The following is a 15,613-nucleotide window of genomic DNA, read 5'->3' as shown; positions in this document are numbered from 1 at the left end:
ATCCGGCGCACGAATCGTTTGCAACAGGCCTTTTTACACCCAAAATTAAAGTGGATATCGCCGTGACTCTGGTAAGCCCTCCCAATCGTTTAATGGCATTGATCAAACTGGTGTAGGGGTGGCCCGCTCCGTGATAAGCAGCGCTGTTGGCTGCTCCACTACAGAGTGCTGCGTTGCTGCACCGAATAGGCGAGCTTTGTGTGCTTTATCAAATCCAGAAGTGGGAGGGCCAGGGGCATAGGGTGCTATGAATAATGGAGAGCCTGAAGCGGACCTCGAAAGACTTCAACGATTGGCGGGCCTGGCCTGAGCGCATTCGGGGGTGATGCATGCAAACTAAGTTACAGACGCTCTCAACAGGGTTCTAACTTTAATATTGAAGGCTTGAAGGTCTTCTGCAATGGGACAATGCGGGTGAGAAAACATAAGTTTTTTGCATTGAGCAGGGGAGTAGCCATCACTCTGGTGGTGGGGTTAGGGGCAAGCATCCTGGGTGGCTGGATCCTCGAACGCATCAACGAACAGCAGGCTCAAGACGCGATCGCCGCGGCTACAGAGGAAGCCGCAGAGCTGGTTTTAACTCGCCTCGATCTTTACCAATACGGATTGCGTGGCGCTCGTGGAGCGGTGCTGACAGCGGGTGAACATGGCATCAGTCGCGAAGTTTTTGGCCAATATCACAAAACGCGCGACCTCGCTGCCGAGTTCCCCGGCGCCAGTGCTTTGGGCTTTATCAGGCGAGTATCGGAGCGCGATGAACGGGAGTTTCTCAAATACGCTCGGACCGATGGCAAAGCCGATTTCTCCATTCGTCAATTCTCACCCCATTCAGGCGAGCGTTACGTTGTCCAGTATGTCGAACCGGCTGAGGGTAACCAGGCTGCAATTGGCTTGGACATAGCGTCGGAAACAGCGCGGCGAGAGGCTGCCCAATCCTCGATACAAAGCGGTGTGGCACGGATAACCGGGCCCATCACTTTGATACAGGACACAGCGAAACCGCAGCAGTCTTTCCTGGTGTTGATGCCCATCTTTCGCGGCGGAGAGACTCCGGCGACCGCTGTTGACCGAGAGACAGCAGCGTTTGGCTGGAGCTATGTCGTGTTGCAGACAGAGCAGGTACTTAAGGGCCTGCGCATAGAAAATGAAGCGGTGCATCTGCGGCTGAGGGATATCACCGTCCCAGGGCAAGAGAAGCTGTTTTATGAAAGCACCGACGATTCGGCCAGCCGTGAAACGCTGATGACCCATCAGTTGGAGCGCGAGGTGTACGGGAGGCGATGGCAAATCGAACTCGGCGCGCACCCGTTGTTCATCCAGCGCCTGCATCAGGTTTCACCAACAGTCGTCCTGTTAATGGGTGGTCTGCTTACTCTTCTACTGGCTACTCTGACGAGTGTCGTGAGTGTCAGCCGTCAACGTCGGCGGCAGATACTCGCCGAACAGGCAAGGCTGGCCGCCATCGTCGAAAGCTCGGTCGATGGCATTATTGGAAAAACACTCGATGGCATCGTCACCAACTGGAACAAGGGGGCCGAACACCTTTTTGGCTATACCGCCGAGGAGGCTGTGGGCCAGACGTTGGTCAGTCTGGTTGTTCCTGAGGAGTTGGTAGCTGAGGAAGCCCATATCCTTGCGCGCATAAGGGCCGGGGAGAATATCACTGGCTTTGATACCCAACGCCGCCGTAAAGATGGCCGGCTGATCGATATCTCCGCCAGCATCTCACCCATTAAGGGCGAGGGTGGTCGCGTGGTTGGAGTCTCCAAGACGTTAAGGGATATCTCGGCGAAAAAAGTAGCAGAAGCCCGAATTCTTGAACTCAATTCAAACCTGGAGGAGCAGGTTGCTCAGCGAACTTCCGAGTTGCGGCATCTCAATCTATTGTTAGGCACTGTGCTGCGCTCGGCCACTGAGGTCTCGATCATTGCGACGGATCTCGATGGCGTTATCCGTGTGTTCAACAAAGGCGCCGAGCATTTGTTGGGCTATCACGCCGATGAGTTGCTGGGTCAAAACACACCTGAATCGATACATGTGCCAGAGGAACTCGCTGCTCGTAGCGTTGAACTGAGCGAGGAGTACGCTCAGGCAATCGATGGTTTCCGTGTGTTTACCCATAAACCTGAGCTTGAAGGTGCAGAAACCCGGGAGTGGACTTACATACGTAAGGACGGCTCGCGGTTTCCTGTCACGCTGGTGGTCACCTCCATGCGTGATGACGAAGGGAAATTGAGCGGCTACCTGGGCATCGCGGTGGACATCACCGAACGTAAAGCGGCGGAAAGGGAGCTGGCTGCGAGCCTGCAGACAACACAGCAACAACGTAGTGAACTGATGGCGATTCATGATCAGTTGCTGATGGCAGCTGAAGTAGCCGAACTGGGCGTCTGGTCATGGACGTTGGCCGACAATGCCTTGCAGTGGAATGATCGCATGTTCGAGTTCTACGGTCAGCCACTGACGTTGCGCAATAATGGTCTGGATTATGAGCACTGGTATTCGCGAGTTCACCCCGAAGATGCGGTGGCAGCGGCTGAAAAGCTGAGTGCCGCAGTCGAGGGGAGTGGTGTGTACGACACCACTTTTCGTGTCGTTCGCCCGGACGGCCAGATCCGCTTCATACAGGCAGGCGCGCAGGTCGAACGCAGTCCGAGCGGTGCGGCTTTGCGTGTGACGGGTATCAATCGGGATATAACCTCCCAGCGCGAGCTGGAGTCAAATCTGCTGTATGCCAAGGAACAGGCCGACACCGCGAGTGCAGCCAAATCGTCGTTCCTGGCCAACATGAGCCACGAAATACGCACGCCGATGAACGCCGTGCTGGGCATGTTGCAGTTGGTGCAGAACACTGACCTGAATGGTCGTCAACTCGACTATGTGACCAAAGCACAGTCCGCTGCGAAATCACTGCTGGGCTTGCTCAATGACATCCTTGATTACTCCAAGATTGAGGCTGGCAAGCTGCAACTCGACGTTCACCCATTCGAACTCGAATCGCTCATGCGTGACCTCGCCGTTGTGCTGGCCGGCAACCAGGGCCAGAAAGAAGTCGAGGTCATGTTCGACCTGGACTCCAATCTACCTAACGACCTGATAGGCGATAGCCTGCGGCTGCAACAGGTGCTGATCAACCTGGCGGGTAACGCCCTCAAGTTCACCCTGGAAGGCCAGATCGTGGTCAGCGTCGAGCAACTGATGCGCACGGAAAACTCCGTGAGATTGCGCATCGCTGTTTCTGATACAGGTATCGGTATCAACCCGGAGCAACTTCAGCGCATTTTTGAAGGATTCACTCAGGCCGAGGCTTCAACCACCCGCCGCTTTGGCGGCACCGGTCTGGGCTTGGTGATCTGTAAGCGGTTGGTCAGCTTGATGGGCGGTGAACTTCAGGTGGAGAGCCAGCAGGGTAGGGGAAGTCGCTTCTGGTTCGATATCACCCTGGATGTAGCGCCCAGTTCGCTGCTGAGATCTGACAGCCCTGGAGTCGATGTGTCCATACGGATACTGGTAGTCGACGACAACGCCATGGCGGGTGAATTGCTGTTGCGAACCGTTCATGCATTAGGGTGGGAGGCCGACCACGTGAGTGGTGGCACGCAAGCAGTGGAATGGGTGAAAAACGCCCAAGCGAGAGGCGAAGCCTACGACGTGGTACTGATGGACTGGCGGATGTCCGATATGGATGGCCTGAGCGCTGCTCAATTGATCCGTCAGCAGGGCAACGGCGTACCTCCTCCAATGGTCATTATGATTACCGCTTACGGCCGTGAAGTGCTGGCCGACGCAAACGAGATGGGAGACGCTCCCTTCGTGGGGTTTCTCACCAAGCCTGTCACGCCCAAGCAGTTAGCCGACGCTGTTCAGCGAGCACTCAACGGCAAAGGCCTTGCGCAGTCACTCCCGTCCAAGTCAACTGTTGACAGGCCGCAGCGTCTAGCCGGGCTGCGGCTATTGGTGGTGGAAGACAACATGCTTAATCGACAGGTTGCCGATGAGTTACTGACAGGGGAAGGCGCTCGAGTGACGCTGGCTGAAGGTGGGCTGGAAGGGGTGAGCAGGGTGATGGCTGAGAGTGTGCCCTTCGACGTCGTGTTGATGGATATCCAGATGCCGGATATTGATGGCTTGGAGGCGACCCGTCGCATTCGATCGAATCCACGCTTTGCAGCGCTGCCGATTGTGGCGATGACCGCGAATGCCTCCAATACCGACCGTGAGGCCTGTCTTGCTGCGGGGATGAATGAGCATGTCGGCAAGCCCATCGATCTGGAACAACTCGTGGCAACATTGCTTTTTCAAGTGGGCCTTGAGGATCGCAAGGCATCTCCAGGCTCGGGCCAAGCCGATACAGGAGAAGGCGTGATCGAGTCGCGTGCATCAATCATTAGTCGCTTTGGTGGCGACCTCGATTTGATCCGCAACGTGCTGCGTAACTTTGGCCCCGCGCTAGAAAAACTGCTTGGCCGGTTGCACGATCAGATCCAGCGGCGAGACGCATCGGGGGCAGCTTTCGTGCTCCATTCCATTAAAGGCAGCAGCGGCACCATGGGTGCCAAGGCGATGTCGCTACTGGCCGGCGATCTGGAGCAAAAACTACAATCCGCAGATGCAGGGTCTGTAGCGCGCATCTTTGCTGACTCAACATGGTTTGATGAGTTGAGCAGATTACTGCAACAAAGCCTTGAGCAGATGAATGTCGACTTTGGTCAGAGCCCGAGCGCACAGGTCTGTGACTCCGAATTGATGGCGCTCAAGCAATGGCGAGAATCCCTTGAGGAGATTTTGCTGTTGCTGGAAGCGGGCAACCTTCAAGCCATAGAGCTGGCAGACGCATTGGCGTCAAAAACGCCGCAATCCCTGCGCCCACAGTTCGACGAACTGGTTGTTATGGTGCAGTCGCTAGACTTTTCCGCTGCGATGCCGATTGGTCGTGAACTGTTGAGATCTGCCTGATGGAACAATCGATGGAAACCTGGTTACCACATCCCCATAACCGTCCCAAACTCCTCATTGTCGACGACCAACCGATTAATATTCGGGTACTCCATGAGTTGTTTCGTGAGGACTGTGATGTGTTCATGGCCACCAACGGTGAGCAGGCGATCACGGTATGCCAGACCCAACTACCCGACCTGATTCTGCTGGACGTGGTCATGGAGGGTGTGGACGGGCATGAAGTATGCCGTCGACTCAAGGCTGACCCTGCGACCCAGGACATCCCCATCATCTTCATTACCGCACAGCAGCAGGAGTCGGATGAGGTACTAGGTCTGGAACTTGGCGCGGTCGACTTCATCAGCAAACCCATCAATCCAATCATTGTTAGAGCCCGTGTGCGAACACACCTGACCCTGAAACTACAGAACGATCTACTGCGTTCCATGGCATTAATGGATGGCCTTACTGGAGTGGCTAATCGACGCAAATTCGATGAGGACATATTGGCGGATTGGCGCCAGTGCTTTCGAGAGCAAAAGCCGCTGTCGCTCATCATGGTGGATGTTGACTTTTTCAAACGCTACAACGACCAATATGGGCACCAGGCTGGAGATAGCTGCTTGAAATCTGTTGCCCAAGCGTTATCTGAAACGGTTAGACGCCCGGCGTTTTTCAAGGTAGTTGTCGCGTCAACCGTCTAACTATGCCGCTCTTTTCTCGACCTGCTGCTCTCGATCCGGGTTCAACAGCACGGTGCCGATCGGTTCCCAGTTACGTGTTCGACCCGACCACCGTTCCGGCTTTTGCTCCTTGGCTTGTTCGTACAGCTCATGTCGCCGGGCCAAGACCTGATGGTCCAGTCCTCGATGCCGCTCAGCCGGCGTGACGAACCGGATACGGCTATGCCGGTGCTCGTTGTTGTACCAGCGCATGAAATCCCTCACCCACGCTCGTGCAGCGTCCAAACTGGCAAAGCCATCTTGCGGCCATTGCGGGCAGTATTTCAGTGTTCTAAACAGCGACTCCGAGTAGGGATTGTCGTTGCTGACCCGCGGTCGGCCCCGCGAGGGCGTGATGCCCAGTTCGTACATCTTGCTCAACAGCGTCACCGATTTCATCGGCGCTCCGTTGTCCGAGTGCAGCACCAGCGGTTCATGTAAACACTGCTCGCCGATCACGCTGCGTTGCAGCAGCGCGGCGGCTTTCTCGCCGCTTTCCGCGTCGTAGACCTCCCAGCCCACGGCCTTGCGGCTGTAAATATCCTCGATCAGATAGAGGTAGTAATACTTGCCGCGTATCGGCGACGGCAGGTACGTGATGTCCCAGGACCACACCTGATTGGGCGCTTTGGCCGCATGCGTTGTCGGTGCTGCGTACCGCTTGGGGCGCTGACTACGGCCTCGATGTTGCTGTTGACCCGTTGCTCGCAAGACGCGATAAAGCGTCGCCTCCGACGCCAGATAGCGCCCTTGATCGGCCAGGCGCGGCACGATCTGGCTCGGCGGCAGGTGGGCATACGCAGGGCTGTTGCACAGCGCCACGATCGTTTGTCGCTCAGCCTCGGTCAGCGCATTGCGCGGCGTTGGCCGTGTGACAGTCGTTCGGGCATCGGCCTGGATAACGTCTGTTTCAGTCCATCGCTGCAAAGTCCGCAGCGATAGACCGATTTCCCGGCAGGCTCTGATTTTTCTGGCGCCTGCCGCGACCGCGCTACCTAGCCAGGCAACGAGCAACTGGCGCTCTGGCAAAGACGTTAGTTGTCCTCGTTGTCGTTCGTCCCCCAGTAGTCGTTGAGCTTTTTTCGCAGCACCAACAACGCGGCTGTTTCAGCGAGCGCCTTGTCTTTGCGACGCAGTTCGCGCTCAAGTTCCTGGATGCGTTTCTTATCTTTGCGAGACTGCTCCCGATCGTCTTTTTGCTGGGCCTTTTCCGATTTCTGGCCGGTGATGAAGGCTTGTCGCCAGGCCGTGATTTGCTCGGGGTAAAGGCCTTTGCGGCGGCAATACTCGCCCAGGTCGATCTCGGACAAACCGGCGGCTTCAAGGACGACAGCAAACTTGGTTTCGGCTGACCAGTTCTGAGTCGATTGCTTGTTTTCGGACACTGCACTTCCTTCAGAACTGAGCTGCTTGCGCCAGTTGGACAAAGACATTTCGCTGACCCCTTCGCGCCGGGAAACCTCGGCCATCGACAGGTTCAGCGGGGGAAGCAGCATCTTGAGTAATGCGGCTCTGCGTTCAGATGAATAATACGGCACGACCAGTCTCTTTCCGCCCCCGATGTGCTTTTTTAGGAAAATTCGGAGAGGCGACAACTATCCTGACACCGGGGGCGCCCCTACGACTTGGTCGCTCGGTATGGTGGCGAAGAGTTTGCCTGCATTCTTCCCAATACAGGTCTTTGCGGAGCGGTCCAACTAGCAGAAAAAATGCAAGAGCATATCCGGGCGCTGGGTATCGAGCATTCTGCTTCTGATGTAGCTCGTGTGGTGACTCTTTCCCTAGGCGTCGCAACATTGACGCCCACTGACGACCTTGAATTCCAGGCGTTGATAGAAGCTGCGGACAAGCAACTTTACGAGGCGAAAAAAACTGGCAGGGCCAGGGTATGTTCATCCTTTAGCGATGAATATCTTTAATCCTGCTTCTGTGAATAGCTCGGTTTCCAATCCTTGTCGAAGAATGCCTTGGGCGCTTCATATAACCGCAGAATCACGAAGAATCCACTGTGAGGCAGGGTTCTAATCCAGTTCTTACCGGCTTCTGGCGAGCTGGCGACAGGAATCGTTGCTGAGCACGGCGAGCGTTTCTTTGCTGCTGATTCCTATGCCGGTCGTACCATCCTCAGGCAGTTACATACGATGGGCATCCATATCGCCATCGATGATTTCGGCGGCGGCCATACGAGTCTGGCTCAGTTGAAGGATTTGCCCATCAGCGAACCTCAAGATCGACAAATCCTTTGTACTGGCCATGCAAAGCGATCAAGCAAATGAGCTGATCGTACGTATCGTCGTCGATTTTGGTCACGATTTTGGCATGGCGGTCATCGCCAAAGGCATAGAAACAGACGACGTGCTCGATGCGCTGGGCGCTTACCACTGGCATGGCCCAGGGTTTCCACGTCTGCCGACCAGTAAGCACTCGCAATACTGTCCTAACGCTGGCGGTTGGTATGGGTGGGCTGTGGCTATTCAGGTTTTTCGGTTTGTAATGAATCGATGTGTAACCGGGGGGCCTGAAGCGTCAGCGACAAACTGTCTGCCAGGCTCCTGGCCTGCCGAGTCGCGTCCTCACGCGCGCGCAGATCGACGTCTTCCCCCAGGATGGTTTTCTCCACAATCACCGAATGCACCTCCGTGACGCCGATAAATTTCAGCCAGGCTTCCACGTAGGGCTTCTGGAAGTCGAAGCGCTCCGCCGGTGTGATCGATAGCGCCGAAAAATCCAGGCCACGGGCGTACATCACCACGGCGAGTTTGTTGTGCAGCATGCCTTCCAGACCCCGTTCCGGGTCAACGCTGAACAGGATGTCTTTCTGCGATACCAAGTCGATGAAGTGTTTGAGTTTGTACGGGATGCTGAAATTCCACAGTGGTACGGACATCACGAGTACATCCGCGCGGTGCAGGTGATTTGCCAACTCATTTAACGTGTTCCAGGCGTCTTGTTGTGCGGGGGTCAACGGCGTGCCATTGAGCCCGGCGTATTTGGCCTCCATTGCCAGATCATCGAATTCCGGCAGCGCCATGTTCCAGAGGTCAAGGGTGATGATTTCGGTGTCCGGGGTGTTTGCTTGATAGCGCGCAATGAAGCTGCGGGCGACTTCAAGGGAAGCCGAACGCTGTTTGCGTGGAGAACACTGAATATGGAGAAGAGTCGTCATGGCACACCTTGAGTGATGGGGAGGCAGGGCAGGTGGGAGCATTGCAACATAGTTGTATTTGAAATATAAATCGTAAATTACAACTCAATTGATCACGTATAAAACTATGTTCGATGCTCTGCTGCTCAAGACATTTGTCACTGTCGTCGATGAAGACGGCTTCAGCCGTGCAGCCCAGAAGCTGCACCTCACTCAGTCGGCGGTCAGTGGCCACGTGCGGCGATTGGAAGAACAGATTGGTAAACCCCTGTTGACGCGCACCACCCGTTTCCAGCAATTGACGGCCGATGGCGAGCGCCTGGTCTCTTATGCGCGCACGATCCTCGCGCTGAACCGTGATGCCTGGACAGACCTGACCCGCACGCCGTTTCACGGGCGGCTGCGGATCGGGGTGTCCGAAGATTTTGTCGAGTCTCGATTGCTGCGCACTGTTCAGGAATTCGCGGCGCAGTACCCCGGGATGAAGATCGAGGTGCAGGTGAACATTCCGGGTACGTTACTGGCGCTGATGAAGCAAGGGCATCTGGAGGTGGTCATCGGTTCGCTGTGCGAAACCAGCGAAGCGGGGCTGTTGCTATGGCAAGAACCGCTGGTGTGGGCCTGGTCGGCGCAACCCGTCGCCCGGTTACCCACGCCGTTGCCGCTGGCCCTGTTCCCCGAGCCGTGCCCTTATCGCGAGGCCGCGCTGACGAGGCTGGCGCAGGCGGGAATCGCCCAACGCACGGCGATGTTGTGCAGCAGCACTGCCGGATTGCGGGCGGCGGCCCTGGCAGGCTTCGCGGTAGCGCCCATGCCACTCAGTCAGTTGGGGCAAGGATTGGCGGTTATTGGGGTAGAACAAGGGTTGCCGGATTTGCCGGATGCGCAATGTCGGCTGTTCACCTCGCCTGACGCGGATCAGGTGATTGTGGCAGCGGTCACTCAGATGATTGTGGAGTATTGCTCTACGCGGAGGGCTTGATTGTCATTTCAAGGGCCTGCTTGAACGTCTCGGGTACGCGGTCTTTGCCTTCCTGAGGGAAGGTCAGCCGTCTGTTGGATGCTGGTGAAGCACTTTGATCATGGACACAAAAAACGGGCACCTTGATGGCCAATGCCGATCAGTTAAGCCAAAACGCGATCCTTGTAGCAGCTGGCGAAGCCTGCGTTCGGCTGCGAAGCAGTCGTAAAATCAGCTATTGCGGTGCGTCGGGCGGACCGCGTTAGCCGGATTCACGACTGCTTCGCAGCCGAACGCAGGCTTCGCCAGCTGCTATGTATGGACTCGCCCCCACTGTCTACCCGCTTTTAAAAAAACTGCCGCCCCGTTGCATCTATGTATTAGGCCTACTCGAGGAAGCCGTCGTCGGCTTCTGGCCAAAATTGGAAGAGCTCGTGGCATGCCGATTACAGTCAGGCCTCGAAGGCCACTAGCAGCTTAGGCATCTATCCACGCCGGTCTTACCAGGGGTCAATGTTTTTTCAGCAACAGGTTGGTCAGTAGGTACCTCGGTGGCAGAACTCGGTGGATCAGTGGCTCATCGTCGCTTGCTGGCCGTCGGCGGGCTGGCGACGATAAGTCTGGTCATTCTGTAAAAGCACCCAGACGATGCGCAGGTTGCGATTGGCCAACCTGACCGCTGCGTCCTTGCGGCCCAATCGGCTCATCCAGCGCAACAAACGGCGGTCGTCGGGCTGTTGGGAATCAGGTCGCAACTGCTGCAATACCGCGTGGGCACCCTGGATCATCAGGCTGCGCAAATAGCTATCGCCTCGCTTGGTCATGTCCCCCAGTTGAATCGTCTTCCCGCTGCTGTGCTGATCAGGGACCATGCCGAAGTACGCGGCGAACATGCGAGCATTGGGAAAACGCTCAGGCTTGGTTTCCTTGGCCACCAGCGCCGTAGCGGTGATTGGGCCGATACCGCGCACAGTCATCAACCGTTTGGCTGTCTTGTCGGCGTTCGCGGCCACTTCCAGGCGTCCCGTCAGGACGTTGATGCGCTCGCCCAAATGGCGCCACTCGGCCAACAGTTCGTCGATCAGTTCGCGCAACATGGCAGGCACCGGCTGAGTGGCATCCTCCAATATCCGCGGGATTCTCTGGCTGATCGCGACGTCGCCCTGTGCCAGCGCAATCCCGTGCTCAAGCAGCAGGCCGCGCATCTGATTACTCACGGCGGTGCGGCGACGCACGTAACCTTGACGAGCGCGATGCAGTGCCTGCATGGCCAGCGCTGCGACACTTTTGACCGGCACTGCGCAGATCTTTTCGTCGCGACCGGCACGCAGGATTGCCAGCGCATCGTTACGATCATTTTTAGGGCCGCTGCGATGCTTGGCCACCAGACCGGCAGGAAGGATCCGCGCCAGGTTGCCTTGATCCTGCAACTGCCGGGCCCAAGCTTGAGCGCCCGGGCCGGTCTCCATCAGGACCACGACATGAGGCGGCAGCTGGCGGAGAAACTCGTAGAACGCCTCGCGCGACTTGATCCGCTGCTCATAATGCACCTTGCCGAGGGCGTCTTCGCCGGCGAGCTGGAAAACATGCTTGGCCAGGTCGACCGCCACGGTAGTGCAGGCCGATAAATCGGCAGAAGACAAAGATTGATCAATCGAAGTATGCTTTTTCATGGACTCGCCCTCGCTGTCGTTGGCTGTTTAGACTGCCACCGTGGCGCATTGACGCCTCGGCGTGGGCGAGTCCATTCAATTACAAGGAAATGCATCGCCGCTGAAATTTCTTAACTGACTGGCATTGGGCCTTGATGGCGCCCGTTTTCATTAAATCCAATTACTGAAACCGTTGATGCAAATCCGGAAAAATATCTTGAGCAAACCAAGCGGGCAGGCCGGGCGTGACGAACCGGGATTTAGGCGTTCGGCTTTCCACCAGGCCGACTTTGATTAGCCGCGAAAGCTCATCGATTGCCGGGCGTGGTGTAAGGCCGGTGAAGGTCTTTATTTCGTTGCGCGGCAGGCTTCCTTGGGTGATCAGCGCAATGATTGCAGGCGCACTTTCCGGGCGAATGCCTTCTTGTACAAGTTTTTCATTGTAGTGAAACGCGCGTATCACGCGCTCTCGAAGCTGAGACGGGTCCACTGCGGCGGTCATGTAATCGACCTGGTCGTGACAAACCTGCAGCATGAACTCGATGAATTCGAAATAGCGTCGCTGAGACAGCTGGCCGCGTCCGTCCAGATCACCTTCTCTTCGGCGGTCGGCCATGGTCAGTGCGGTGTAGTAATTCTGGTGTTGCCTTGCAAGGCCGCGAGACAGTGACCATAACGTTGGCTTCAGTCCCAAACTCACCAACTGAAGATGAGTGACCAACCGAGCAACCCGACCATTCCCGTCTGCAAAGGGGTGAACCCACGCGAGGCGATGATGGTAGGCAAGCGCAGAAATAAGCTGACGGCGGGAGTCTGTCTGTCGGCCGAAGCCTGCCTGAAGGTGTCGTAGCATTCCCTCTACAGCACAAGCGTCCGGTGCATCATGATTACCAACGACAACGTTCTGACCTGTGACCGAGCGCATACCGGGCTGCATGATCGAGCCATCTGACAGCGTTCGTTCCGCATCACTGGCACCGCGAAAAAGCCGTTTATGTGCTGTGCTCACAAGCTCAGGTGCGAACATGTCACCCCAGGCAAACGGCGCGCGTTGGCGCAAGACCCGTTCGAGCAATGCTTGCACCGCCATCTGTTCAACCGCCAGGTTTTTAAGCTGTTTGCGATCTTTGACCGGCGCCGCTTGTGCTTTTTGCATTTCGGCGGGCTCGGTGTATTGCCCTTCGATCAGGTTCGAGTAGTACGTATTGGTGATTTGCAGCAAACGGCCGAGGCGTGCAGCGGTTTCAGGCGGCAGGCGTCCGGCTAGGAATTGTGTCTTTCTGGGCAGCGCGTCCGCGAGAGCAATGATTGAAGGAGGCAATGCGTCAGGGAGAATCGGGTCGAGCCAGGATTTGGATGTGATCAGGGACATAGCGGTTTGTACCGTATGAAAGGCTTCACATTTTATTTCACATATTGAATGGATGAACAAGCGCTGATTTACTGGGCTTCAGGGGTTTTTGAGGCTTTCTAAACAAAATTATCTTCACATTTTATTTCACATATTTTTTGTGAAATGACTTCGGTCAATGGGCTCACGAAAGGATCCGTCAGCCGCGTTTACGCACAGATCGCAATTGCAGAAAAACGGGCGCCCATTGAGGCGCCCGTTTTTACTTACTCCTTCACCTGCGCTCGTAAGCGTCGACCGATCACGTCCATCAAGTCACAGCCGTCGCGTAACGGAATGACTAACAGCTGAGAAAAGTCTTTCAACACCACCGTGTCGCAACCGAGTTCGGCGCGGCAGGCGATATTTTCCAGCACTTGGGTGACCGTGCGGATGCGGTAGTCAGCCATGGCTTGCAGGACGTCGAGTGGGGCTTGGGTGTCGATGAGCAGGGAAGCCGGGATCAGGTCGATTCCGGGGAGGGGCATGTATCTTTCCATAGGTGAGATCTCGTTCAGTTAGATGAGACCGCCAACAGATCGTCGCCAAACGAATAGGGTGGCAGTTGCGCGCAGGTTGGCGAACCGGGAACGAAAACCGGCAGACCCGAAGGTCTCCCGCGCGCAACCGCCATAGTACAGCGGTTTTGCAGTTGCGACGACGCCTGCAAATGGGCAGGCGGCCCTCGCATTCGTTTCTCGGGTCGCCAAACCCGAATCGCCATTTTGGGCGACGAGATGGACTATAGGCCTCATCAGAACGGCGGGAAAGGTGAGGGATTCCGAGGTTTGTGTAGGAATTTTTATGGTGGTCCTAGGACCGTTACGCCCCTTCCGCGGGCGACTGCTATCGGCCAAAAGCAGACATATACCTGCCAATTTTATGTCCTGCTCCAGATTTTGCTGGACTTTTCCCTATATTAACTAACATTCAAATAAGTTTGGTCGCAGCAGCGACCCAAACTTAATCCTCATATTTATGAAGTCATATGCAAATCAGTTGCCATAATGAGAAATCGCTTCCTCCACGCATCTATGATATCGATCTGGTTAATGCCCAAAATAAAAACAAGCATCACACATGGATAGCGCACTAATTAAAAGTTGAGTGACTTTTTGCTTCAACCTACCATTCGTCGTCATGCAGAAAAAAAAATTCAACTTTTTCGAAAGCGGGTGACTCCCACTAATACAGCCATCAAGGCGGTGGGTACATTTTTCTGATTGATTGACGATTGCTGATAGGAGATAGTAATGAACTACGAAGATCGCGATACTTATGGCATGTACAAAACCAACCTCCTACGAGATGCCGGCTCTGAGGAACAGGGGCCTGGCCCCGACCTGATGGGGGCAGACACACTCATTGGAAATGATGTTTATAACCATAATGAGGAAGACTTGGGAGATATTAAGGAAATCATGCTGGATGTTCGCAGCGGTAGAGTGAGTTATGCTGTTCTATCTTTTGGTGGCTTTCTTAGCATGGGAGAAAAACTTTTAGCGGTACCTTGGAATGCATTGACACTCGATACAGTAAATAAGCGCTTCGTACTAAACGTAGAGAAAGAACGCTTGGAAAATGCACCAGGTTTTGACAAGGACAATTGGCCTAATATGGCCGACGAGTCTTGGGTAACAGAAATCCATTCTTTCTATGGAACTAAACCCTACGATTATGATGCTGTTCGGAGATAAAGTATCGATAAAGCTAATGTCCATATCCGAAACGAAGAGTGATGCGCGCCGAGCAAACAACGACATGTTTCGTTGGGGGTGCCAAACCCTGAGGCGCGCATTGCGGTGAAAAAAGGTTTGTCGAAGCAACAAGGGTTTAGGGTGGGTTCTGCTGACCGCCATCGAATCCAAGGCTAGGTCCCAGCCGCATCGTACCCGCAGTGCGGCGTCTGAATTCGCCCACATCAGAACAGCCAAACTGGGTAGCTATAACTGCTAGGTATGAGGCAGAGAACGGCCAATAGCAGCCATCACCTTCAAACTGGCACTGTCAGGATTCGATAAGCGACACATTACTGGTTGGATACAGCTTGTTCCTTTGCATACTCCTGCGAGAGCTACCCGGCCTTTCGTTGGGCATAGTCGATACATGGCCTGATCCTGCTTAGCACTTACAGGCCAGGTCAGCACTGACAGGACACGTGATAAGGATAATTTCTACAGTGCCCCATTGCATATTACTCGAAACGTGACCTTCCGCTTTTGGCCGTTACTTGCCTGTCACGACCGCAGCCGACTGCTGCTGGATGCGAAGAGCCGCCCGAGCTTGTATTGATCCGAGATTGTTCATTAGCGATATGCCCGCGAGAGGCCGACTGGCTCACCGGCATTGCCCCACAAGCCCTCAAACCTGAAATGGCTTTTAGATTTCTGTGCCTACCTCTCATCTCAAAAATCATCGATTTTTTGAAATCACACCACCCATGTATTGATTTAAATCGCGCAGATCTTTAATCCTCCATGAGTACGGCGATAGCTTTACACCATTCTCTCGCAAAGTTTTTGGAATCAAGTCTCCATTTGGACGAAGTATTATCGATGATACAATTACGCCCGGATAATCATTTAATCGTTTTTTGAAAGCGGATGTTGTTAGATTAGGTGTAGGAGGATTGCTTTTATTAAACAATGGTCCTGTTGCTTTGAGATCTATTCCGTGGCACATGGCGCATCGCTGTAAATAGAGACTTTTTCCATTAACATTATCCGCGAAGGATAGTGAAGTTTGAATTAGCGATAAAATTCCTAGCGAAGCGATGAATAATATATTCATTGTTTTTATCTTCCT

General features: G+C 54.9%; 12 protein-coding genes and 1 pseudogene. 7 read left to right on the top strand and 6 right to left on the bottom strand.

Features of this window, described 5'->3' with window-relative positions:
* Nucleotides 1-408 precede the first annotated feature (408 nt).
* The gene (locus tag QFX16_RS18090) at nucleotides 409-4,956 is read left to right on the top strand and encodes a PAS domain S-box protein (protein ID WP_283180777.1); all 4,548 of its coding nucleotides are present in this window, start codon (nucleotides 409-411) and stop codon (nucleotides 4,954-4,956) included.
* 11 nt (nucleotides 4,957-4,967) lie between these two features.
* Nucleotides 4,968-5,642: a GGDEF domain-containing response regulator gene (locus QFX16_RS18085; protein ID WP_283180776.1), complete on the top strand. Its 675-nt coding sequence runs from the start codon at nucleotides 4,968-4,970 to the stop codon at nucleotides 5,640-5,642.
* On the opposite strand, the gene QFX16_RS18080 is transcribed toward QFX16_RS18085, so the two are convergent.
* A protein-coding gene (locus tag QFX16_RS18080; protein ID WP_283184552.1) for an IS3 family transposase occupies nucleotides 5,643-7,198 on the bottom strand; the annotation gives its coding sequence in 2 pieces (ribosomal slippage) (nucleotides 5,643-6,736 and nucleotides 6,736-7,198; 1,557 coding nt in all).
* An 87-nt stretch (nucleotides 7,199-7,285) separates the two neighbouring features.
* On the opposite strand from QFX16_RS18080, the gene QFX16_RS18075 reads away from it, so the two are divergent.
* The 3 genes and pseudogenes from QFX16_RS18075 to QFX16_RS29595 form a co-directional block, all read left to right on the top strand.
* On the top strand, nucleotides 7,286-7,579 hold the full coding sequence (locus QFX16_RS18075; protein WP_283180775.1) for a diguanylate cyclase: 294 nt from the start codon (nucleotides 7,286-7,288) through the stop codon (nucleotides 7,577-7,579).
* 105 nt (nucleotides 7,580-7,684) lie between these two features.
* A complete protein-coding gene (locus tag QFX16_RS29600) occupies nucleotides 7,685-7,936 on the top strand; it encodes an EAL domain-containing protein (protein WP_369698816.1) in 252 nt (83 codons plus the stop codon).
* Nucleotides 7,914-7,976 (top strand): annotated as a pseudogene (locus QFX16_RS29595) (hypothetical protein); the annotation flags it as partial. The gene QFX16_RS29600 and the pseudogene QFX16_RS29595, both read left to right, overlap by 23 nt.
* Nucleotides 7,977-8,130: 154 nt before the next feature.
* Here QFX16_RS29595 and QFX16_RS18065 read toward each other — a convergent pair.
* Nucleotides 8,131-8,826 carry an FMN-dependent NADH-azoreductase gene (locus tag QFX16_RS18065; RefSeq protein ID WP_283180773.1) on the bottom strand — a complete coding sequence of 232 codons (696 nt, stop codon included), beginning with the start codon at nucleotides 8,824-8,826 and terminating at the stop codon, nucleotides 8,131-8,133.
* A 106-nt stretch (nucleotides 8,827-8,932) separates the two neighbouring features.
* Between QFX16_RS18065 and QFX16_RS18060 the strand changes: the two genes are divergently transcribed.
* Nucleotides 8,933-9,787: a LysR substrate-binding domain-containing protein gene (locus QFX16_RS18060; RefSeq protein ID WP_283180772.1), complete on the top strand. Its 855-nt coding sequence runs from the start codon at nucleotides 8,933-8,935 to the stop codon at nucleotides 9,785-9,787.
* Nucleotides 9,788-10,335: 548 nt separating this feature from the next.
* Here QFX16_RS18060 and QFX16_RS18055 read toward each other — a convergent pair.
* The 3 genes from QFX16_RS18055 to QFX16_RS18045 form a co-directional block, all read right to left on the bottom strand.
* Entirely contained in the window at nucleotides 10,336-11,439 is a 1,104-nt protein-coding gene (locus QFX16_RS18055; RefSeq protein WP_283180771.1) for an IS110 family RNA-guided transposase, read from the bottom strand.
* A 160-nt stretch (nucleotides 11,440-11,599) separates the two neighbouring features.
* A complete protein-coding gene (locus QFX16_RS18050) occupies nucleotides 11,600-12,790 on the bottom strand; it encodes a Fic family protein (protein ID WP_283180770.1) in 1,191 nt (396 codons plus the stop codon).
* A 245-nt stretch (nucleotides 12,791-13,035) separates the two neighbouring features.
* Nucleotides 13,036-13,308, bottom strand: a complete 273-nt coding sequence (locus QFX16_RS18045) for a hypothetical protein (RefSeq protein WP_283180769.1) — start codon at nucleotides 13,306-13,308, stop codon at nucleotides 13,036-13,038.
* Nucleotides 13,309-14,061: 753 nt separating this feature from the next.
* On the opposite strand from QFX16_RS18045, the gene QFX16_RS18040 reads away from it, so the two are divergent.
* On the top strand, nucleotides 14,062-14,505 hold the full coding sequence (locus QFX16_RS18040) for a PRC-barrel domain-containing protein (RefSeq protein WP_283180768.1): 444 nt from the start codon (nucleotides 14,062-14,064) through the stop codon (nucleotides 14,503-14,505).
* A gap of 715 nt (nucleotides 14,506-15,220) precedes the next feature.
* On the opposite strand, the gene QFX16_RS18035 is transcribed toward QFX16_RS18040, so the two are convergent.
* On the bottom strand, nucleotides 15,221-15,598 hold the full coding sequence (locus QFX16_RS18035) for a c-type cytochrome (protein WP_283180767.1): 378 nt from the start codon (nucleotides 15,596-15,598) through the stop codon (nucleotides 15,221-15,223).
* Nucleotides 15,599-15,613: the final 15 nt, after the last annotated feature.

Origin of the sequence: Pseudomonas svalbardensis (assembly GCF_030053115.1) — a bacterium.
Lineage (GTDB): Bacteria > Pseudomonadota > Gammaproteobacteria > Pseudomonadales > Pseudomonadaceae > Aquipseudomonas > Aquipseudomonas svalbardensis.
The sequence above is the reverse complement of the archived record's forward strand: the minus strand, read 5'-3'. Positions and strand labels throughout refer to the sequence as shown.